General features: G+C 46.3%; 20 protein-coding genes. 12 read left to right on the forward strand and 8 right to left on the reverse strand.

From position 1 onward, the window contains the following. Window positions 1–4: 4 nt before the first annotated feature. From N5C46_RS19675 to fdhD, 3 genes are read right to left on the reverse strand one after another with little or no spacing between them, the layout of a single operon-like run. Window positions 5–493, reverse strand: coding sequence for a helical membrane plugin domain-containing protein (locus N5C46_RS19675; RefSeq protein WP_034765705.1), 489 nt, complete (start codon window positions 491–493; stop codon window positions 5–7). Next, window positions 486–3,431, reverse strand: coding sequence for a formate dehydrogenase subunit alpha (fdhF, locus tag N5C46_RS19680; RefSeq protein ID WP_261749888.1), 2,946 nt, complete (start codon window positions 3,429–3,431; stop codon window positions 486–488). Before fdhF ends, N5C46_RS19675 begins: the two co-directional genes overlap by 8 nt. A 38-nt stretch (window positions 3,432–3,469) precedes the next feature. Beyond that, window positions 3,470–4,273, reverse strand: a complete 804-nt coding sequence (gene fdhD / locus N5C46_RS19685) for a formate dehydrogenase accessory sulfurtransferase FdhD (RefSeq protein ID WP_261749889.1) — start codon at window positions 4,271–4,273, stop codon at window positions 3,470–3,472. An 827-nt stretch (window positions 4,274–5,100) separates the two neighbouring features. Here fdhD and N5C46_RS19690 point away from each other — a divergent pair. From N5C46_RS19690 to modB, 7 genes are read left to right on the forward strand one after another with little or no spacing between them, the layout of a single operon-like run. Next, on the forward strand, window positions 5,101–6,114 hold the full coding sequence (locus N5C46_RS19690) for a MoeB/ThiF family adenylyltransferase (protein WP_261749890.1): 1,014 nt from the start codon (window positions 5,101–5,103) through the stop codon (window positions 6,112–6,114). Between the two features lie 11 nt (window positions 6,115–6,125). After that, window positions 6,126–7,442, forward strand: a complete 1,317-nt coding sequence (gene glp / locus N5C46_RS19695; RefSeq protein ID WP_261749891.1) for a molybdopterin molybdotransferase MoeA — start codon at window positions 6,126–6,128, stop codon at window positions 7,440–7,442. After that, window positions 7,435–7,911, forward strand: coding sequence for a molybdenum cofactor biosynthesis protein MoaE (locus tag N5C46_RS19700; protein WP_261749892.1), 477 nt, complete (start codon window positions 7,435–7,437; stop codon window positions 7,909–7,911). Before glp ends, N5C46_RS19700 begins: the two co-directional genes overlap by 8 nt. After that, complete coding sequence (gene moaD, locus N5C46_RS19705; RefSeq protein WP_261749893.1) at window positions 7,904–8,134, forward strand: molybdopterin converting factor subunit 1; 231 nt, start codon at window positions 7,904–7,906, stop codon at window positions 8,132–8,134. Before N5C46_RS19700 ends, moaD begins: the two co-directional genes overlap by 8 nt. A 21-nt stretch (window positions 8,135–8,155) precedes the next feature. Next, window positions 8,156–8,686, forward strand: a complete 531-nt coding sequence (locus N5C46_RS19710; RefSeq protein WP_261749894.1) for a MogA/MoaB family molybdenum cofactor biosynthesis protein — start codon at window positions 8,156–8,158, stop codon at window positions 8,684–8,686. Window positions 8,687–8,698: 12 nt separating this feature from the next. After that, window positions 8,699–9,454 (forward strand): molybdate ABC transporter substrate-binding protein, encoded by a 756-nt coding sequence (gene modA / locus N5C46_RS19715; RefSeq protein WP_261749895.1) that lies wholly within the window; start codon window positions 8,699–8,701, stop codon window positions 9,452–9,454. 29 nt (window positions 9,455–9,483) lie between these two features. Continuing rightward, window positions 9,484–10,143: a molybdate ABC transporter permease subunit gene (modB, locus tag N5C46_RS19720; RefSeq protein ID WP_261749896.1), complete on the forward strand. Its 660-nt coding sequence runs from the start codon at window positions 9,484–9,486 to the stop codon at window positions 10,141–10,143. Window positions 10,144–10,178: 35 nt separating this feature from the next. Here modB and moaC read toward each other — a convergent pair whose 3' ends face one another. Then, window positions 10,179–10,670 (reverse strand): cyclic pyranopterin monophosphate synthase MoaC, encoded by a 492-nt coding sequence (gene moaC, locus N5C46_RS19725; protein ID WP_261749897.1) that lies wholly within the window; start codon window positions 10,668–10,670, stop codon window positions 10,179–10,181. Window positions 10,671–10,768: 98 nt separating this feature from the next. On the opposite strand from moaC, the gene mobB reads away from it, so the two are divergent. From mobB to moaA, 3 genes are read left to right on the forward strand one after another with little or no spacing between them, the layout of a single operon-like run. Next, on the forward strand, window positions 10,769–11,311 hold the full coding sequence (mobB, locus tag N5C46_RS19730) for a molybdopterin-guanine dinucleotide biosynthesis protein B (protein ID WP_261749898.1): 543 nt from the start codon (window positions 10,769–10,771) through the stop codon (window positions 11,309–11,311). Then, window positions 11,304–11,894, forward strand: a complete 591-nt coding sequence (locus tag N5C46_RS19735) for a molybdenum cofactor guanylyltransferase (RefSeq protein WP_261749899.1) — start codon at window positions 11,304–11,306, stop codon at window positions 11,892–11,894. Before mobB ends, N5C46_RS19735 begins: the two co-directional genes overlap by 8 nt. Before the next feature lie 33 nt (window positions 11,895–11,927). Further along, window positions 11,928–12,935, forward strand: coding sequence for a GTP 3',8-cyclase MoaA (gene moaA / locus N5C46_RS19740; RefSeq protein WP_261749900.1), 1,008 nt, complete (start codon window positions 11,928–11,930; stop codon window positions 12,933–12,935). Between the two features lie 63 nt (window positions 12,936–12,998). Here moaA and N5C46_RS19745 read toward each other — a convergent pair whose 3' ends face one another. From N5C46_RS19745 to N5C46_RS19760, 4 genes are all read right to left on the reverse strand, one after another. Then, window positions 12,999–14,108: a hypothetical protein gene (locus N5C46_RS19745; RefSeq protein ID WP_261749901.1), complete on the reverse strand. Its 1,110-nt coding sequence runs from the start codon at window positions 14,106–14,108 to the stop codon at window positions 12,999–13,001. 187 nt (window positions 14,109–14,295) lie between these two features. Beyond that, the gene (locus N5C46_RS19750; RefSeq protein WP_261752386.1) at window positions 14,296–15,471 is read right to left on the reverse strand and encodes an acetoin utilization protein AcuC; all 1,176 of its coding nucleotides are present in this window, start codon (window positions 15,469–15,471) and stop codon (window positions 14,296–14,298) included. Next, window positions 15,468–16,115, reverse strand: coding sequence for an acetoin utilization AcuB family protein (locus N5C46_RS19755; RefSeq protein ID WP_224522170.1), 648 nt, complete (start codon window positions 16,113–16,115; stop codon window positions 15,468–15,470). The genes N5C46_RS19750 and N5C46_RS19755 overlap by 4 nt, the downstream gene beginning before the upstream one ends. A gap of 29 nt (window positions 16,116–16,144) precedes the next feature. Continuing rightward, the gene (locus N5C46_RS19760; protein ID WP_261749902.1) at window positions 16,145–16,777 is read right to left on the reverse strand and encodes a GNAT family N-acetyltransferase; all 633 of its coding nucleotides are present in this window, start codon (window positions 16,775–16,777) and stop codon (window positions 16,145–16,147) included. A 253-nt stretch (window positions 16,778–17,030) separates the two neighbouring features. Here N5C46_RS19760 and acsA point away from each other — a divergent pair, with 253 nt between their 5' ends. Both acsA and N5C46_RS19770 read left to right on the forward strand, forming a co-directional pair. After that, window positions 17,031–18,749 carry an acetate--CoA ligase gene (gene acsA, locus N5C46_RS19765; protein ID WP_261749903.1) on the forward strand — a complete coding sequence of 573 codons (1,719 nt, stop codon included), beginning with the start codon at window positions 17,031–17,033 and terminating at the stop codon, window positions 18,747–18,749. Window positions 18,750–19,028: 279 nt separating this feature from the next. After that, on the forward strand, window positions 19,029–20,189 hold the full coding sequence (locus N5C46_RS19770; RefSeq protein WP_261749904.1) for an IS256 family transposase: 1,161 nt from the start codon (window positions 19,029–19,031) through the stop codon (window positions 20,187–20,189). Window positions 20,190–20,341 lie beyond the last annotated feature (152 nt).

The following is a 20,341-nucleotide window of genomic DNA, read 5'->3' on the forward strand; positions in this document are numbered from 1 at the left end:
TATATTATTTCTTGTCGTTTTTCACCCGGTTTTTCCCGATCCCTCTTAAAATATAGATGATGATCGTAATCGTACGCTGAACGGCCGGGTCCCCGAGGGCGCGAAACAGTCCGAAAATCCCGGTTCTCTTGGTAGGAGGCCTTTCTTTTCCTATATTCAGATTTCGTGTATTCCGGACACTCAATGTTTCAATTCCTTCCAGATTCAAACTCCCGAGTAATTCAGTCATACGGGCCAGATTATTAAGGATGGCCGCGTTCTGATCTTTATTGGCTTCCTTTGAAAAGTTATACAGGATGTCCTCCTGATGATTTACCATTGCGCTGATTGTATCCAGATTTCGATTTTCATCCATGTGCTTTATGATTCCGATGACCTTTAAAAGGGAATCTTTATTATCAGCCAGGGCTTCTATCAGTTCATTCAAGTTCTGCTCCTGAATTTTTTCTTTCGGAATCTCGAGAGGAATAATCTTATCAATGGATTTAGCCATTCGTATCAACCTCACTTCCCGGGAAGACGTAATCTTTTCGATCCCATTTTCTTTCTACTTCAGGGCCCATTTGCGGATTGCGTGTTGCCCAGCGGTGATTATTATGGGGAATGGGAGATTTCCCTTTTTTCTCGAGAACTTCCACTTTGGCAGGAACCTCTTTATAAGCAGGTGTATCCGTGTCTTTATCCACACGGCTGCTCGTCAAGTAGTTCACCGCATTTTTACCGTCACTGTTTAAGGTAATGAACAATTCCTTGTCAAATACTTCCTTCGTCACATGGACCCTGCCGGTGCTCTCTCCATTATCATTGGAAAGCTTGATGAGGGCCCCTTCTTCAATGTCAAGTTCCTTAGCCATTTTCTCGGATACTTCAAAAAATGGTTCCGGGATTTTATTTCGGATGCCTCTCGTATGGGAGGTCATATTTCCTTCATGGAAATGTTCAAGAACCCGCCCGTTATTCACATGATAATCGTATCCTTTTTGTGCAGGATAATTGTATTCATATTGGAGCGGGTAGAATCGGGCTTTTCCGTCATCGAAGTGGAATCCGTCCGTGTATAGGAGAGGTGTATCCGTCCCGTCCTCCTGTACGGGCCATTGCAGACTGTTGAATCCTTCCAATCTGTCGTAGGAAACCCCGGCAATCAATGGTGTGAGTGAAGCGGCTTCATCCATGATGTCTGCCGGAGATTGATAATTCCAATTGAATCCAAGTTTTTCAGCGATACCTGAATAAATTTCCCAGTCGGGTCTTGCTTCCCCTAACGGTTCGAGGGCTTGATATATACGCTGGATGCGTCGCTCCGTATTCGTGAAGGTCCCTTCCTTTTCGACACTTGGTACGGCAGGAAGCACGACGTCGGCATATTCTGCGGTCTTTGTAAGGAACAGATCCTGGACGACGAAGAACTCAAGCTTCTCAAAGGCGTCTGTCACATAGTTGATGTTCGAGTCGACGATTCCCATATCCTCACCGGTGACATACAATCCTTTCAGGTTTCCTTCATGGATTTCCTCCACCATTTCGTGGTTGTTCATACCGACATCTTTAGGAAGCTCCGTTTTCCAGGCCTTTTCGAATTTTGCACGGATTTCTTCATCCTCCACACTCTGGTAGCCCGGGAAGGTATTCGGCATGCTTCCGAAATCGCTTGCTCCCTGGACGTTATTATGACCGCGGAGAGGGTATGCGCCTGCCCCGGGTTTTCCATAGTTTCCTGTCACCAGCAGAAGGTTCGAGATGGCAGTGGACGTATCAGACCCGATTTGATGCTGTGTAACCCCCATTGCCCAGCAAATGACTGTTGAACCAGCTCGGTGGATATTCTCTGCAACGGCTTTGAGATGTTCCTGGGAAATACCCGTTTTTTCCTCGGCATATTCCATGGTGAAAGGAGCAAGGCTTTGATAAAATTCATCGAAATCATTCACCTTTTCATCGATGAACTCTTTATCATGCCAACCTTGATCAATGATGAATTTGGATAGGGCAGATAGCCATACGAGATCGGTCCCTGGATTTGGATGTAGGAACATATCGGCTCTCTGGGCCATTTCATGCTTTCGTAAGTCAGCCACAATCAATTTTTGTCCGAAGAGTTTGTGAGAACGTTTGATTTTGGAAGCGAGCACAGGATGGGCATCCGCTGTGTTTGTCCCGACCAGCATGACCAGGTCGGCATGCTCGATATCCTTCATGGAACCTGCATCCCCTCCGTATCCGACTGTCCTGAATAACCCTTTGGTTGCGGGAGATTGGCAATAGCGGGAACAATTATCCACGTTATTCGTTCCGATGACCTGTCTCGCCAACTTTTGCAGGAGATAGGACTCTTCATTGGTGGCCTTGGAGGAGGCGATGAATCCGAGTGCGTCCGGTCCATTCTTTTCTTTGATTTCCTTGAATTTCTCTGCCACATAATGGAGGGCTTCTTCCCATTCGACTTCTTTGAAATGATCTCCCTCGCGGATCAATGGACGGGTGAGCCGTTTGTCGCTGTTCACATGACCGTATCCGAATTTCCCTTTCACACAGGACGCAATCCCGTTAGCCGGAGCTTCTTCTGTAGGGGACATCTTTAGTATGTCCCTTCCTTTTGTCCAGACATTGAAGCTGCAGCCCACCCCGCAATACGTGCACACGGTTTTGGTTTTCTTGATTTGATCATCCCTCATCTGGGCTTCTGAATCGGAAACGGCGAAAAGGGGACCGTAGCCAGTTTCCACATTTTTCGTGATATCAATCATCGAGCGCAGGAGGCTCGTATTATAGCCTGTCATATACCCCGCTTTTCCGAGCATATCGTTTTCCATGAGGGCGTTGCACGGACATACGGTCACACATTGCCCGCAGCTGACACAGGAGGACTGATCGATCGGGACATCATTGTCCCAGATGACACGGGGATTTTTACGCTCCCAGTCAATGGACAGTGTTTCATTGACCTGGATATCCTGGCATGCTTCCACGCATTTTCCGCAAAGGATGCATTGATCCGGATCATACCGATAGAATTGGCCGGAGAAATCTTTCTCATATGGCTTCGGTTCGAACGGTTTCATCTGATGCTCAAGCCCCATCATGGCCACTGTATTATGGAGGGTGCAGTCACCATTGTTTTTCTCACAGACCGTACAGTATAGTTCGTGGTTTTCTAAAATGGTGTCCATCGCTTTGAATCTGGCCTCTTTCACATGGGAAAGCTCCGTCTGAATATCCATTGCTTCCTGAAGCGGTGTCCCACAGGCTCTTTTCAATTCCCCATTAATGGAGACAATGCATGTATCACAGGTTTCGATGGCTCCGAGGCTTTCCTGGTAACAAACCTGTGGAATTTCCACCTTCCTTAGATTAAGAAATTCCAGGACAGACATACCTGGTTCTGCCTCATATTGAATGCCATTGATGAAAACGGTTACCTTTCCTTCCATTAAAAAAACTCCCCCTCTTAATCGATTTACATGCTTTCCTAAATATGTAGCTCTGTACCGGTGATCCTTTCAGGGTGTGTATAGATATTCATTCTGTCACCCCTGATGAATCCAACGGCCGTGATCCCCAGGTCATCTGCAAGTTCCAATGCAAGATTGGTCGGCGCCGACTTGGAAAGCAGGATGGCAATCCCCATCTTGGAAATCTTCAGCAGCACCTCAGAAGAGATCCTCCCGCTGAACGCAATGACCTTATCCCTGACCGGAATGTGATTCATGAGGCAGTATCCATAGAGCTTATCCAGTGCGTTATGTCTTCCGATATCCTGATAACATTGGATGATGCCGGTGGTACTGCAAATTGCTGCATTGTGCATTCCTCCTGTTCTGTGAAAATCCTGGGAATGCTCCTGCAGCTCTTGCATGTGATGAATGGCCATGAGAGCGGTAAGTTCCGTATTGGCCGTAACCGTTTTAGCCGTGAGCATATCGTTCGTGAAATAAAATTGTCTGCTTTTCCCGCAGCAGGAACCGATAAATCGTTTCGAGGTATTCCTTGCCCGGTCTTCCGGCAGCTTATCGATTTGTACATAGGCGAACCCTTTATCCTGATCGATGGAGAGACGGGTGATTTCACTGAAGCGCCGAATGATCCCCTCAGAAGCCAGAAAGCCAACCACCAATTCCTCCAGATTGGAAGGAGAACAGACCATCGTCGCCCATTCTTCCCCATTTAAATGAACGGTAAGCGGGAATTCAGCCGCCACCTCATCCACTTCATCAAAAAAGGCTCCATTTCCATATTTGCGGACAGTACGGGTTAGAATACTTTTATCCTCCAACAGGATCTCCTCCCCTTTATGAAACTATCATCATATCGTGTTTTCCCTATTAAGTAAGAAAGGAAAACATGAAATGTTTAAAAAAATGAAAAAATAGGTTCTTAATTTGATATAAGGTTCATTTCGTAAACTTTGTGGCTATGTAAGGTAGCGAGGAGTGGTTGATTTCCGCTGCAGGTGCTCGCTTTCCGCGGGGCGTGAGTTGAGCCTCCTCGGGCTTTGCCCTGCGGGGTCTCAACTTTCCCGCTATTCCCGTCGGAGTCGAGCACCTTCCGCTACAATCAACTGTATTGGTATGGAGATTAATATACTTCCATACACGTTTAGAAAAAATCATTTTTTTATGTGCATAGTGGTCGATTTTAGCTTGAATAGTAAAGTATTATTCCATTCGTTTTTCTACTAGTAAGCTCTGTCACGATTTCTCTTTTAGATGGGGAGGGGAACGGCGTAGACTCCTGCGGAAAAACGGACGAGACAAGACCCCGCAGCGAATGCGAGGAGGCTTGTTCGTTCGTCCGCCGGAAAGCGAAGCCGTTCCCCTCACCATCTATCCCATCCTCACATAGACAGAGCCTCGGCATTTCCTATGTTAGAAAACAACAACCTTTGGGAAAAGTGCTTAATATAAACCGTATAAACGGTGTGATGTCGGTAAAAAGATAGATTGATAGAAAGTTATGATCATATTAGGAATATAAATGGACTCTTTAGGGTAAAAGATAATGTTTCTATGATTATTAAGAATGCTCTGAAAAATAGAGTTCGGGGAAGGGATACCAACCCTTCACTTGAAACGAACAGAGCCTAAAAGGGGCGGAAGCAGGATGAGTGACAGATATTCCCGTCAAATATTGTTCAAACCTATCGGGGAAGCCGGGCAGGGGAAGATAGCTGAAAAGCATGTCGTCGTGATCGGGGCGGGGGCGTTGGGATCTGCCAATGCAGAATCCCTTGTCAGGGCGGGTGTAGGCAGATTGACAATCATTGACCGCGATTATGTAGAGATGAGCAACCTTCATCGTCAGCAGTTATATACAGAGAGCGATGCCGTGGAGGGGTTACCTAAAGCGGTCGCCGCCAAAAACCGATTGGAAAAAATTCATTCAGGAGTACATATCACCGCCTGCGTGGCAGAAGCTGACGCAGAGTGGCTGTCAAAACACGCGAACGATGCGGATCTGTTGTTGGATTGTACGGATAATTTTGATATTCGCTTTATCATAAATGACATCTCTCTAAAACATCACGTTCCGTGGATATATGGATCCTGTGTCGGGAGCACAGGGATGAGCTATACGATCCTTCCGGGAAAGACGCCTTGCTTGAATTGTCTCACGGGATCCTTCCCGATGTCAGGGGGGACGTGTGATTCTTCCGGTATCATCGCTCCTGCGGTGCAAATGGTAGCGGCCTATCAAACGACGGAAGCACTGAAGCTTTTAGTGGAAGATTACGACTCATTGAGAAGCGGGCTGATCACCTTCGATCTGTGGGGCAATCAATCCTTTACGATGAATGTATCAAAGGCGAAAAGAGAGGACTGCCCTTCCTGTGGTGAAAATCCTGTTTATCCATATTTACAGTTCGAAAACCGGATAAAGACAACGGTTCTTTGTGGAAGGGATACAGTGCAGATCAGGTCGCCGCATCATACTCACTCATTACATGAGCTGGAACAAAACTTAGAGGGGTTAGGTGATATGAAGCGGAATCCCTATTTGCTTTCGTTTCATTATGAGCCTTACAGGATCGTGTTCTTTCATGATGGCCGGACATTTATCCATGGTACCAATGATATGAACGAAGCTAAAAAGATTTACCATCGCTTAATTGGATAGGAGGGGGATAGATGTTGGAACGTCGAACGCCCATTAATGTAGAAGAAGCCATAGAAAGTCTCCTGAAGTATAAAAAGACAGGCACAATCGAAACCGTGGAAATTGAAAAGGCAACCGGCAGAATCCTTGGGGGAAATCTATTTGCCGATCATGACGTCCCTCTATTTGATCGCTCTCCATATGATGGGTTTGCCATAAGAGCCGAAGATACGGCAGATGCATCGAGGGAAAACCCTGTTAGGATGGAAGTGGTTTCTGAAATTGGGGCAGGAAGTGTATATAATCAACCAATAAAAGAAAACCAGGCCGTCAGGATCATGACAGGCGCACCGATTCCCGAGGGAGCGAACGCAGTGGTCATGCTTGAATTGGTGAAGAACTATGAAGAAAACGGAAGAGTATACATGACCATAAACCGGCCGTATAAGGAGGGGGACAATATTTCCTTCCGCGGGGAGGATACGAAAAAAGGGACGATCCTTGCTGAAAAAGGAACGTACATCAATCCCGGGATCGTGGCACTCCTGGCCACATTCGGCTATAAGGAAGTACCCGTCAGCAGGAAACCGAAAGTAGGGGTCCTGGCGACGGGAAGTGAACTGCTTGAAATAAATGAACCACTCGCACCCGGCAAGATTCGGAATAGTAATTCCTATATGGTCCTCTCCCAGATTGAACGGGCAGGGGGCGAAGGGATTTTCCTGGGGCAATTGAGCGATGACTTTGACTTGTGTTTCGGGCACGTGGAAAATGCCCTTCAACAGGTGGATTTCCTGATCACGACAGGCGGTGTATCCGTCGGCGATTATGATTACCTTCCGGATATTTATCGTAAGCTTGGTGCCAATGTACTTTTCAATAAAGTTGGAATGCGGCCTGGAAGTGTCACAACGGTTGCAGAGAAGGATGGAAAGCTCCTATTCGGATTATCCGGCAATCCATCTGCCTGTTATGTAGGCTTTGAATTATTCGTCCGACCCGTCATTCGGTATTTTTTAAACTGCCCACATCTTTTTGTCAGAAGTGAAGAAGCCGTTCTCGGTAAAGATTTTCCCAAACCAAATCCCTTTACCCGGTTTGTCCGGGGGGAAATGACGTATTCAGGCGGAAGCGTGATTGCCGCGCCTACAGGTCTTGATAAATCAGGAGTCGTATCCTCCCTGGCTTCTGCCAATGTCCTGATTGTCCTTCCGGGTGGAACAAGGGGATATAAGCAGGGAATGCGGGTTCAGGTCCTGCTGCTGGACGATCAGCAGGGCAGTGAACAGTTCGGGAATCCTTTTCAGAAAAAGGAATCAAGTGAAGAAAGGATGCAGCTCCGTGAATGATGATTTATTTGTGATAACAGACGCTCCTATTCATCCAGAAGAAGTTTCTGCGAAAGTGGAAAGCCGCGACGCCGGGGCCGTAACCATTTTTTGCGGCACCGTCAGGGAATGGACGAAAGGAAGAAGAACCCTCTATTTAGAATATCAGGCCTATGAATCAATGGCTGTAAAGAAACTTGCAGAAATCGGGGGGCAGGTCCAAGACAAATGGCCGGCTGCCAAGGTAGCGATCACACACCGGGTGGGAAGGCTCGAAATATCCGATCACGCAGTGGTCATTGCCGTATCATCCCCCCACAGGAAAGCGGCCTATGAAGCCAATGAATACGTGATTGAACAGATTAAGAAAGTCGTCCCGATCTGGAAGAAAGAGCACTGGGAAGATGGGGAACAGTGGATAGGAGATCAACTACAGCAGGTGGAATATCCTGACGGGAAACCGATGAAAGGAAGTGGAACGGATGATTAAGGTATTCCTTTTTGCCCATCTGCAGGAAAGAGCAGGTCGACAAGAGATGACGATCGATAAGGGGGAACTCACCGTGAAAGAGTTGAAGGAAAGGCTGATGGAGGAGTATGACCTTCCCCTGGATGGTGTCATGGTTGCCGTCAATGAACAATACTCCCTTGAAGATGAAGTGATTTCATCAGGAGACGTCGTTGCCCTCATTCCCCCAGTAAGCGGGGGATAATGGACAACGAACGATAAAGATATGAAAGGGGACGATCCATTGCTAGCGGAACATCGGAAGTCATCGGCTAAAGTAGTCTCATGTAAAGTGGTTACAGTAAGCGATACAAGAACAAAAGAAACAGATAAAAGCGGGAAGCTGCTGAAGGAACTTCTCCAACAATCAGGCCATGCAGTCGCTGAATATGAAATCGTAAAAGATGATATCAGCCTCATCACGGCTGCACTGGAAAAAGCGATACATAATCAAGAAATACAGGCGGTTCTATTAAATGGCGGAACCGGTATAAGCAAAAGGGATGTAACGATAGAAGCGGTAAAATCGTTATTGGATAAAGAATTGGTGGGCTTTGGTGAACTGTTCCGATTCCTGAGCTACCGGGATGATATAGGCTCTGCCGCCATTCTATCAAGGGCGATAGCAGGAGTATCGGGTGACACGATCATTTTTTCCATGCCGGGATCATCGGGGGCCGTGAAGCTTGCGATGGAACAATTGATCATTCCCGAAATAGGTCATATGGCAAGTGAATTGACAAAGGATTCGAGGTAGAAGGAACACATGATGAGAAAAAGGATATGGATCATCATCACCATCATACTCCTCGTAACCGGCTGTTCTCCTGAAGAACAGGACAAGGTCACCCTGACCATATCGGCAGCGGCCAGTCTGAAAGATAGTATGATGGAAGTGAAAAAGGAATTTGAAAAGCAGCATCCCACCATTCAGGTCGTCTTTAACTTTGGAGGGACCGGGTCATTAAGAAAACAGGTGGAACAGGGGGCACCGAGTGATGTGTTCCTTTCTGCATCAAAAAAGGATTACGAGAGATTGGTAGACCGGGGATTGATTGACTCAAGCCTTGGAGGGTCGTTCTTAACAAACCGGTTAGTGATCATCGCCCCTGCATCCAGCAGGAATCCAAATCTGAATGAACTTTCCCGCTCAAAGGATAAGCTTGCCATAGGGAACCCGGCATTCGTACCGGCGGGATACTATGCGAAACAGGCACTGATGGGAATGGATAAGTGGAATATGGTCAAGGATCAGCTGGTATTGGCCAAAGATGTTAGAGGAGTCCTTACACTGGTAGAGAATCAGTCTGTTTCGTTCGGGATTGTCTATGCCAGTGATTTGACCGCAAGCGAAAAGGTGAAATCCATTCGGGAGATCAACCCTTCCTATCATTCAAAGATCGGTTACTACGCCGGAGTATTGAAAAGCAGCAAGCATCCTAAAGAAGCAGCCGCTTTCTATAAATTTGTCATCAGTGATAAAAGAAAAGCGACGTTTGAAAGATTTGGATTTTCGAAAGGGTAATTTGTGAATAAAAGTAGGTGGACATTCAGATGGAATCATTTTGGTTCCCTATCAAGCTTTCCCTTTTGGTCGCAGCGTCAGCAACCATTTTTACGTTCATTGTTTCTGTAGCACTTTCATATACGTTCTCCCGGATCCATTTTCGGGGCAAGACCGTTTTGGAAACCGTGTTCATGCTGCCGCTCGTATTACCCCCGTCCGTCGTTGGATTTATCCTTCTCATAGTGTTTGGGATCAATAGTCCAATAGGGAGAGCTATAGAAAAAGTAATGGGAGAAACGATTTTGTTTACACCATATGCCGCCATCGTGGCCGCTGTCGTGGTGGCGTTCCCTTTGATGTATCAATCAGCCAAAGCAGGATTTCTTGGCATAGATGAAGATATCGAGGATGCATCACGGGTGGATGGGGCTTCAGAGAGGAAGACACTAATGTACGTTTCGATCCCGCTTGCAAGCAGATCCCTGCTGACCGGATCGGTACTCAGTTTCACAAGGGCATTGGGGGAATTCGGCGCCACGTTATTGTTTGCAGGGAACATCCCGGGGAAAACCCAGACCATCTCGACGGCCATTTACGTAGCCATTGAATCCGGGGAAGACGGACTGGCGTGGAAGTATGTCGGGATAAGCATCGCACTTTCCTTCCTCTTCCTGTTATTGGTGAACCGAATCAACGACCGGCCTTGAAAATCGAAGGCCGGAAGATTCATGGGGATGGCGTGTCAGAGATGATCCCGGTGAAAATCACCATTTTTCCCGCCGGATTTATGCAATAAGTAGGTTTGTCCGATGATCATTCCTTTATCTACAGACTTACACATATCATACACACAAAGGGCTGTTGCCGTAGCGGCAGTCAAGGCTTCCATCTCCACGCCGGTGCTCCCTTTCGTTTTGACTTCTGCCGTAATATGTAACTCATAAGCGGCTTCACTCATTTCTTTCCATGTAAAAGAGATATTGACACTGCTGATGGGAATGGGATGGCACATCGGGATAATGGAAGATGTTTGTTTTGCCGCCATGATACCGGCAACCTGTGCCACTCCAAGGACATCGCCTTTTTTAAAATCATGATCGACGATCTTTTGATGAATTTCCTGATTGACTTGAATCGAAGAGTGAGCAATGGCATTCCGGACGGTTTCCTTTTTATCCGATATATCGACCATCTTTGCTCTGCCCTCTTCATTAAAATGAGTAAAGTTAGACATTGTGTTCACCTCTGTTTTTAGTGTAATCGTAATGTGGAGGAAAGTAAATTGCCCACTCCTGGAACAGGGATTTAATAAATGACAGAGAGGTGATGCGTGTGTTCAAGGGTGTTCCGGTTATACAGGTGGTTGGGTATAAGAATAGCGGGAAGACTTCACTGGTGTGCCGCATGATTGAATGGGCGACTTCATCAGGTGTTTCGGTCTCTTCTTGTAAGCATCATGGGCACGGCGGTACGCCCGATGTGGTTGAAGACACAGATAGTACGTTTCACCAGAAGTCAGGAGCTGAGATATCAGGTGTAGAAGGAGACGGCATGCTTCAGCTGTCCATTTCAAAACCGGACTGGCAGCTTGATGACATTCTAGCGATCTATTCTTATATGAAAACGGAGCTCGTCATAGTAGAAGGATATAAAAGGGAACGATATCCGAAGATCGTCCTTCTCCGGGACCAAAGTGATCATGGACTCCTTGGAGAGATCGAGAATGTGATGGCGGTGATCGCCCCTTTCGTGATTGAAGAGCAGAAGGAGAAAATTGCTTATTTTTCACCTGACGGGATGAAGGAATTTGAAGAATGGTATCTTTCATGGGTTCAGTCATCTTTGAAAAAGGAAAGAGGTGTGGAGGATGCGTGAAGTCAAAATAGCCGGAGTCATAGTGGCAGGTGGACAATCCAGGCGGTTCGGAAGCGATAAAGCTTTCTCACTCTTCAAAGGAAAGCCGTTCTTTCAACACTCTCTTCAGGCCGTTTCTTCATTTGCTGATGAGGTGATCATTGTAACGAGCAGAACGTTATTTCCCCGATTCAATGCTATGGCGAATGTGAAGGTAGTGGAGGATATGGAAGAATTCAAAGGCTGTGGACCCCTGGCTGGAATCTACACGGCCATGAATGAATGCCAAGCGGAATGGTATGCCGTCCTCCCTGTCGATGTACCGCTGGTGACGAGTAGTTTAGTGGACTGCCTGGTAAGTAAAATAGATGGAACGTACGATGCGATTGTGCCGGTCATCGGAGGTAAGCTTCAGCCTTTATTGGCCCTGTACCGAAATTCTGTCAGGGAAAGAATCTATGACCAGCTCGTTAGGGAAGAGTACAAAATGGGTACTATACTTAAAGGACTCTCTGTCCTCTATCTGACAGAAGAGGAAATAGGAGAAAGGGAAGCCTTTCATAATATTAATACGAAGCAAGATTACGACACTCATATTAAATGAAAGTATGAAATATGTAACTGGAGTGAGCCCTGCATGGAACATATCAAAGACAAGAGAACCCGAACCCTTCGTGATTTGAGGATTTCTGTAACGGATCGATGTAATTTCCGGTGCAGGTATTGCATGCCGAAAGAAATTTTTGGTGCAGATTATCCCTTTTTAGAAAGAGAAGAGATTCTTTCATTTGAGGAGATCACTCGTTTAGCCGGCATTTTTTCTGAGTTCGGTGTGGAAAAAATCCGACTCACGGGCGGAGAACCGTTGCTTAGACGAAATCTGCCGGTCCTGATTGAAAGCTTATATAACGTGTCAGGGATAAAGGATATCGCCTTAACGACAAACGGGGTATTCCTGCCAAAGCATGCAAAGGCATTGAAACAAGCCGGCCTGACAAGAGTGAATGTAAGTCTGGATTCCTTGAATGATGAGGTATTTATGAAGATCAATGATGTGGGCAGGGGAGTGAAGCCTGTATTAGATGGAATTCGCGCTGCACAAGGGGAAGGTCTTGAAGTGAAAGTGAATATGGTCGTGAAAAAAGGTCTTAGCGACAATGAGATCATGCCCATGGTCCACTATTTCAAACGAGAAGGGATCACTCTCAGGTTCATCGAGTTTATGGATGTCGGAACCACAAATGGCTGGAATTATAAAGATGTCATCAGCAAGAAGGAAATCCATGATCTCATAAACAGTCACTATCCGTTGGAACCCGTCGAGCCCGGTTACGTCGGAGAGGTGGCAAAAAGGTATAGGTATAACGGGACCGATACGGAGGTAGGATTCATTTCCTCCGTGACGGAAAGTTTTTGTACCAGCTGCAACCGGGCACGGATATCCACAGATGGAAAGCTGTTCACTTGTCTATTTGCCCAAAGCGGATTCGACTTGAAGTCCATGATACGGGGTAATGCTTCAGATGATGAATTGAAAGAGGCGATCAGAAACGTATGGGAAAAACGGGATGATCGTTATTCTGAAATAAGGACGGAAGAAAGCCAGGCATCCCGGAAAATCGAGATGTCCTATATTGGAGGATAAATGAAAAAGCAAGGATTTCTCATCAAAGAGAATTCCTTGCTTTTTTTATACAGGTCAACATAATTACTGATAGTTGACGACTGCCGGACTCGGATCCATTTTCAGCACCTCTTCGGGTGTCAGGACAGGAAAATCCTTCTCATAGAAGACTTTGAAGGCGCCATACTGAGTCGGCTCATCCCGGACGTATCGGCCATACAATGCCTGCTTATCCGCGGCTGCTCCCCAACCGTCGAAGTTGATGGCGACTTCGACGTTTTCAGTCGGTTTGATTGCATCTTTGTTCGTCAGCACGGGACCGGTGAATTGGTGGACGAGGACCAGTTTATCCGGGAGGTTATTTTCTTCCGCCATCGCCCCTATATACTCGATGGCCTCCTGGATGTCGCGGCCATCGACTTCACCGAGATCCTCTCCGGGTTTTTCACCTTCCGCTACGTGGAATTCCGTATCGATGGCGAGGTGAACATTCGGGCGCTTAAGCCACTTTTCTACCATTTTCACCTGATTCATCACCGTATCCGTTCCGAGTTGGATATCGAGCAGTACGAGAGCATCATGCTTCTCGGCAAGCTTCACATACGTTTCGATATTTTCCTCAGACGTCATCTGCACATAATCACCGTCTGGACCCGGCGCATTTTGGGCCATGGTGGTAATCAATTCAATCGTCGGGACCGCTGGACGGTCCGGGTCGAGATCAGAATAGACCTGGGTTTGTTCTTTCAGTTTCTTTATGTATTCTTCTGGTTCGTATTTTCCGAGAATCCCCATATGTTTCGATGCCGGAGTTCCGTAGTAGGTTACGAGACGATGATTCTTTAATGGTCCGTCCGATGGGTCTTCCACACCGTTAGCAAGCGTCTCACCCAAAGGTACCGTACGCTGAGGTTTTTCCTTTTGCCCCTCCTGATCGGTCTCTGTTTCTTCGGCCGGAGTTTCTTCAGCCAGGCTTTCCTTCAAGGACACTGCATCCTTAGCCGGCTCCAGCGGTTTAAAAGGTGGCTGACTCTCTTCCTTCTTTTCTGCTACCTTGTCTTCTTTCGGTTTCTTTTCTGCCTTGTCTTGTTCCGAAGCAGTTTCTTTCTTTTCAGGTTCTTTTGTTGCAGTGGGGGAGGAACAGGCTCCCAGTGCAAGTGTTACGGTTAACATTAGCGGCAAATATTTATTCATTGCCTCACACATCCTTTTTCTTAGAAGATTATGGAGGAGTTTAACACATTTTCCTTTACAAGAAAGCTATGTAAACAAATTGATAGAAAGATTTAATCAGAAAAGCGCCAAACCCCGGCATATGTTTCGGGGCTCGGCACTTATTCTATCATTCTATCATCTCTACTGTACACTTGTTAGTCTTGCATTACATCGATGGCTTGTGTTTCAGCTGCTGCCGAATGGAATAAAGGGCTTTTTCAACGGTTTGTTTATTCTTTTCCGTGATTTCCCCTTTTCGTGGTATCGGCTTATAGATATCGGGTGCATCAGTCCATTCTGTCGGTAAGGTGACGCCAGCTTTTCCTTTCCAGCGTTCGACCCATTTAGATGGGAAAGAGGAAGCGAGGTCCATCTGCCCCGTCATTTCCATCCAGATCATGCTCCAGGCACGGGGGACGACCCTCCAAATATCATAGCCGCCGCCGCCGACGGCAATCCATTTCCCATCGCAATACTCGTGGGCAAGCTCATGGGCGATGCGGGGAATTTCCCGGTAGATGTTCATGGTTGCCGAAAGATGGGTGAGTGGATCATAGTAATGGGCATCCGCCCCGTTTTGGGTGAGGATCACGTCCGGTTTGAAGAATTCAATGACTTCCCTGAAGGACGTCTCATAGGCCTCGAGCCACGATTCATCCTCCGTGAAGGCGTCAAGGGGGATATTGAATGAATATCCATATCCTTTTCCGTGACCACGCTCATTGATATTGCCCGTTCCCGGGAAGAGATACCGGCCTGTTTCGTGAATCGACAGGGTGCAAACATCGGGATCATCGTAAAATGACCACTGGACCCCATCCCCATGATGGGCATCGGTATCGACGTACAATACCCTTGCACCGTATTTTTCCTGCAAATAACGGATCGCCACGGAACTGTCATTATAAATGCAGAATCCGGAAGCCTTCCCCTTGAACCCGTGATGTAATCCGCCCCCGAGGTGCAGGGCATGCTTCGCCTTACCGGTCATGACGCAGTCGACGGCCGTCAGCGTGCCGCCCACTAAATACGCACTAGCTTCATGCATACCTTGAAACATAGGGGTATCTTCTGTACCGATCCCGAACCCTTCTGCCTGATCTTGAGAAAGCTGGCCATTACTCGCTTGTCTGACAGCGTTTACATAGTTGGGATCATGATTAAGGAACAACTCTTCATCAGTAGCCATCCGCGGAGGGACGATGTCATCCGGTTGAAGAGCCTTCACTTCCTTTAAGAGGTCCATCGTCAGGGTGATCCGGGTCTGATTGAAGGGATGCTCATCAGAGAACCGGTACCCCAGCAGTTCATCTGAATAAATGAAGACAGCATCCTTTGTCATGATGAGATTCCCGGCATGTTTGGCCATAACACGTCATATCCTTCTTTCTTAAGATCACTGATCACGTTCATCGGGTTCATCGTCCGAACCCGGAATACAAGGATTTTAAAGGCTTCGTCTTTTTTATCCGGATAGACAAGGACACTTTGGATATTGGAATTATGCCGTCTGATGATGCCGGCCACTTCATAGAGGATGCCTGCTTTATGAGGGACCTTCACTTCAATCTGGGATCCGGGCTGATGGGCACCGGTCAATTGAATGAGGGTATACAGCAGATCGGTTTCCGTAATGATCCCGACTAGTTTCTTTTCCTTCAGTATGGGAAGGCAGCTGATATGATGCTCATAAAAGAGGGCAGCGACTTCTTCCACGAAATCCAGTGGATGCCCCGTGATCACGTCGGTCTTCATGATGTATTTAAGAGGCTTCTGCAGCTCGGACGTAACGGATCCATCATGGAAGATGGAAGGTGTACCATCCTTCACGTCCCGGTCACTTACGATGCCGACGACTTCCATCTCGTCATTCGTGATCGGGATATGTTTGATTTTCTTTTCCCTCATTAAATTGATGGCCGATTCGATCGTATCGGCGGCTTTCAATGTTTCGATTTTCGTTTTCATTATCTCTTCTACAATCACGCTCTCCACCCCTTTTAGAAACAGTCACGTCAATACATAAAACGATTCATAAATCGAAGCTGGTCAAATTGCTGGATGGAATCTGCATCCACCCGTTTGCCGATTCTTGCCATTAAGCAGTTGGCCGGATGGGAACTGATTTCAGGATCATCCGTTGCGTAGTATTCCAATCCGCCGGCGTTCATCATTTTCTCCATCACTTTCCGGTATTCCCATACATTAAGGCCCGTCCCTTTAAGGTCCCAGTGCCAATAGTATTCTGTCGTAATGACGATATAATCTTCCATATGATCATCCATCATGGATACTTTCAATAGATTCTTCCCGACGGCCGCCCCGCGGAATTTTGGGATGACCTCGATGGCCCCAAGTTCGATCAGGTTCTTCATCTTCCCCTGTGACCACCGTTCGAGGGGATCAGGGTATAAATATGTAACGTACCCGACGATTGTATGATTGTCCCTGGCAATCAAGATGCGCCCTTCCGGTAAACCGGCGATCTCGACAAGGGCTTTGTGCTGCTGGGCCGGGGGTCTGAAAGCGACCAGGTCCTCATGGAAATCAAGGCGTGATAACTCCTCTGCCGAAATCGGACCTTCAATAATGATATTTCCTTTAGTTGTCTTTAACTCTGTTGCATTATAGGTTTTTTTCAATTTCATCTGGACACCACCTAAAGATATTCCTCCCTTCCATTATACATGAAATTAAAAACGAGAGAGCGCTTTCACAAAAAATTCAGACGTTTAGATTCGGATTGTTATTCTGAAATACCTATTAATGACAAGGTTTAGAGGGGTTATTGAATCAGAATCCAGTGGATATACTCCATGGCAGATTTTTTAAAAAATTGAGAAAATATTCGTTTTATACTATAATAAGATTGTAATTTCTTACATAAGGGGGATACGGTATATGAAAGTGGAAGCGCTACCAGTGACAAAGGGAAACTATAATCTTGAAAACTATGAAAATACGTATGATTCATTCGATTGGAAAGAGGTCGAGAAGGAATTTTCATGGGCGGAAACAGGTCGCGTCAATCTTGCTCACGAAGCAATTGACCGGCATGCAGTGTCTTTCAGGAAGAATAAGGTCGCTCTTTATTACCGAGATGCAGAACGTGATGAAAAATATACGTACTCTGATATGAAGAAGATGTCGAACAAAGCAGGAAATGTATTAAAGCGTTTCGGGGATGTGGAAAAGGGTGACCGCGTGTTCATCTTCATGCCAAGATCTCCTGAACTATATTTTTCCGTATTGGGTGCGATCAAACTGGGTGCCATCGTCGGACCATTGTTTGAAGCCTTTATGGAAGGTGCCGTGCGGGATCGCCTGGAAGACAGTGAAGCGAAGGTATTGATCACCACGCCTGAGCTGTTGAAGAGGGTTCCTGTAAGTGAGCTGCCGAATCTGAAGCATGTATTCCTTGTTGGGGAAGATGTGGAGGAAGATGATGTTCATGTGGACTTTATGGCTAAATTTGCTGAAGCAAGCGATAAGCTCCAAGTGGAATGGGTGGACCGGAACGATGGTCTGATTCTTCACTATACGTCAGGTTCCACTGGAAAACCTAAAGGGGTGCTTCACGTCCATAACGCCATGATCCAGCATTACCAAACATCTAAGTGGGTATTGGATCTCCAGGAAGAAGATGTGTATTGGTGCACAGCGGATCCAGGCTGGGTGACAGGTACTTCTTATGGAATCTTCGGCCCTTGGCTGACTGGCGCCTCCAATGTCATTGTCGGGGGACGTTTCAAGCCGGAGAACTGGTATAAAACAATTGAAGACTATGGTGTGACGGTCTGGTACAGTGCACCGACTGCTTTCAGAATGCTGATGGGTGCAGGGGATGAAGTCGTGAAGCAGTTCGACCTGAGCTCCCTACGTCATATCCTGAGCGTTGGGGAACCGTTGAATCCCGAGGTTGTCCGCTGGGGAATGAAGGTATTCAACCTGCGCATCCATGATACGTGGTGGATGACGGAAACAGGCGGTCAGCTGATCTGTAACTATCCAAGCATGGAGATCAAACCGGGTTCCATGGGAAAACCATTTCCTGGTATCCAAGCTGCGATCGTCGATGATCAAGGAAATGAAGTACCACCATACCGGATGGGGAACCTGGCCATCAAAAAAGGCTGGCCATCCATGATGAATCAAATCTGGAACAACCCACAGAAGTATGAATCTTACTTCATGCCTGGAGACTGGTATGTATCAGGGGATTCCGCTTATATGGATGAAGACGGATACTTCTGGTTCCAGGGCCGGATCGACGATGTCATCATGACGTCCGGAGAAAGGGTAGGTCCTTTCGAGGTGGAAAGCAAGCTTGTTGAACATCCGGCTGTCGCTGAAGCAGGTGTCATTGGGAAGCCCGATCCGGTCCGCGGTGAAGTCATCAAAGCATTCATCGCCCTTCGTGACGGATACGAAGTGACGGACGAGTTGAAGGAAGAGATTCGCCAGTTCGTTAAAAAAGGACTCGCAGCCCACGCGGCACCGAGGGAAATCGAATTCCGCGACAAGCTTCCGAAGACGCGTAGCGGAAAAATCATGCGCCGCGTATTGAAGGCATGGGAGTTAGACTTGCCGACAGGTGATTTGAGTACGATGGAAGATTGATAGATGTGTTGGAAGGACCCCCGCTCTTTGTGAGTGGGGGTTTATTTGTGAGGAGAGATTGCAGCCTGGTGAAAAAACACATAGAAAAAAGCCTTAGAGATACAAATTTCTCTAAGGCTTTTTTCGAATTTCTTTTGTCCGTGATCAATAATGGAGGCTAATGCCGGTATGGTCAATAAGCGATTAAGTCCATATAATTGTGTAAAAAGAAAGAGTCATTTTATTCCTTCTTGTCAACACTGTTTTCAACGACGATAAACAATGAGAAGAGGAATAAAGATGACTCAATTACAGTTTAACCTAGATTTGGATTCTTTAAAAGAAGCAGTAATAAATTCTAACATCGAAACGGTGGTTCGCTCAGCCATCGTCCTTGTATTAAATGAATACATGGAAAGGGAGAGAGACCAGTACCTACAAGCAGCTTCCTACGAACGATCTACTGATCGTTTAGATTATCGTAACGGATACTATGAGCGTGATTTCACGATGAGTGTTGGGAAGATCAAATTGAAGGTACCACGCACCCGTAATGGAGATTTTTCTCCTTCCATATTTGAAAAGTACTCACGTTGTGATCAAGCTTTTGTTCTTTCGATGCTTGAAATGGTGATCAATGGTGTTTCTACCCGTAAGGTTACTCATATTGTGGAACAGCTTTGTGGTGAAACAGTTTCAAAATCATTCGTTTCTTCCCTGACTCAAAAATTAGATCCTATCATTAATGATTGGGCTAAGAGACCTCTGAACGGAACTTATTTTCCATTTATATTTGTAGATGCCATGTATATAAAAGTTCGCGAACACCATCGTGTCGTTTCAAAAGCCGTCTACATTGCGACAGCTCTTACTGAGAAAAATAATCGTGAGATTTTAGGATTAATGGTCGATCATGTCGAGAGCTACGAAAGTTGGAGTAGGTTCTTTCAACAGCTGAAATCGCGCGGTTTACAGTCACCTAAGCTTGTGATTTCAGATGCCCATAAGGGCCTACAAAAAGCCGTTCTCCGTGAATTTATTGGAACCAGTTGGCAGAGGTGTAATGTACATTTCAAACGAAATATTATTAACCAACTCCCTAAGAAAGATTCCAAAGAAATTAGAACGATGATTAAGCGGGTATTTGAAGCCGTCAAAATCGAAGATATGAGGAACTTTAAAGAAGAACTGATGAGTCAGTTTAGCGAGAATAAAAAATATGAAAAAGCGTTGGCCATCTTAGATGAAGGCTTTGAAGATACCATACAGTACATGGAGCACCCAGAGGAAATTCGACCACACATTCGTAGTACAAACAGTTTGGAACGCTTAAACCAAGAGGTTCGAAGAAGAGAAAAGGTCATACGGATTTTCCCTAATACGCAGTCAGCTTTTCGGTTGGTTGGGGCAGTATTATTTCATTACCAAGAGACCAATTATTCAAAAAGAAAATTCTTTTAAAAGCCCTAAGCATTTTTGAATGAAACTTCCCATTCGAATGGTGTCATAGCCAGGGCAGGCTGTCAAAGTGAGGAGCCTTTGACAGCCTGCCCTGGCTATGAATAAATTAATTATGGAAGTTTCGCAAAAAAATGTTGAATGGAATACCTATA

Origin of the sequence: Rossellomorea vietnamensis (genome assembly GCF_025398035.1) — a bacterium.
Classification (GTDB): Bacteria; Bacillota; Bacilli; order Bacillales; family Bacillaceae_B; genus Rossellomorea; species Rossellomorea vietnamensis_B.

Coding starts and splice junctions, on each gene's coding strand:
- acsA (WP_261749903.1), top strand. CDS start 17,031: ATGAAAGTGGAAGCGCTACCAGTGACAAAGGGAAACTATAATCTTGAA.
- glp (WP_261749891.1), top strand. CDS start 6,126: ATGTTGGAACGTCGAACGCCCATTAATGTAGAAGAAGCCATAGAAAGT.
- moaA (WP_261749900.1), top strand. CDS start 11,928: ATGGAACATATCAAAGACAAGAGAACCCGAACCCTTCGTGATTTGAGG.
- N5C46_RS19675 (WP_034765705.1), bottom strand. CDS start 493: ATGGCTAAATCCATTGATAAGATTATTCCTCTCGAGATTCCGAAAGAA.
- moaC (WP_261749897.1), bottom strand. CDS start 10,670: ATGTCTAACTTTACTCATTTTAATGAAGAGGGCAGAGCAAAGATGGTC.
- N5C46_RS19710 (WP_261749894.1), top strand. CDS start 8,156: ATGAAAGGGGACGATCCATTGCTAGCGGAACATCGGAAGTCATCGGCT.
- modB (WP_261749896.1), top strand. CDS start 9,484: ATGGAATCATTTTGGTTCCCTATCAAGCTTTCCCTTTTGGTCGCAGCG.
- moaD (WP_261749893.1), top strand. CDS start 7,904: ATGATTAAGGTATTCCTTTTTGCCCATCTGCAGGAAAGAGCAGGTCGA.
- N5C46_RS19750 (WP_261752386.1), bottom strand. CDS start 15,471: ATGACAAAGGATGCTGTCTTCATTTATTCAGATGAACTGCTGGGGTAC.
- N5C46_RS19735 (WP_261749899.1), top strand. CDS start 11,304: ATGCGTGAAGTCAAAATAGCCGGAGTCATAGTGGCAGGTGGACAATCC.
- N5C46_RS19745 (WP_261749901.1), bottom strand. CDS start 14,108: ATGAATAAATATTTGCCGCTAATGTTAACCGTAACACTTGCACTGGGA.
- modA (WP_261749895.1), top strand. CDS start 8,699: ATGAGAAAAAGGATATGGATCATCATCACCATCATACTCCTCGTAACC.
- N5C46_RS19690 (WP_261749890.1), top strand. CDS start 5,101: ATGAGTGACAGATATTCCCGTCAAATATTGTTCAAACCTATCGGGGAA.
- fdhF (WP_261749888.1), bottom strand. CDS start 3,431: ATGGAAGGAAAGGTAACCGTTTTCATCAATGGCATTCAATATGAGGCA.
- N5C46_RS19770 (WP_261749904.1), top strand. CDS start 19,029: ATGACTCAATTACAGTTTAACCTAGATTTGGATTCTTTAAAAGAAGCA.
- N5C46_RS19760 (WP_261749902.1), bottom strand. CDS start 16,777: ATGAAATTGAAAAAAACCTATAATGCAACAGAGTTAAAGACAACTAAA.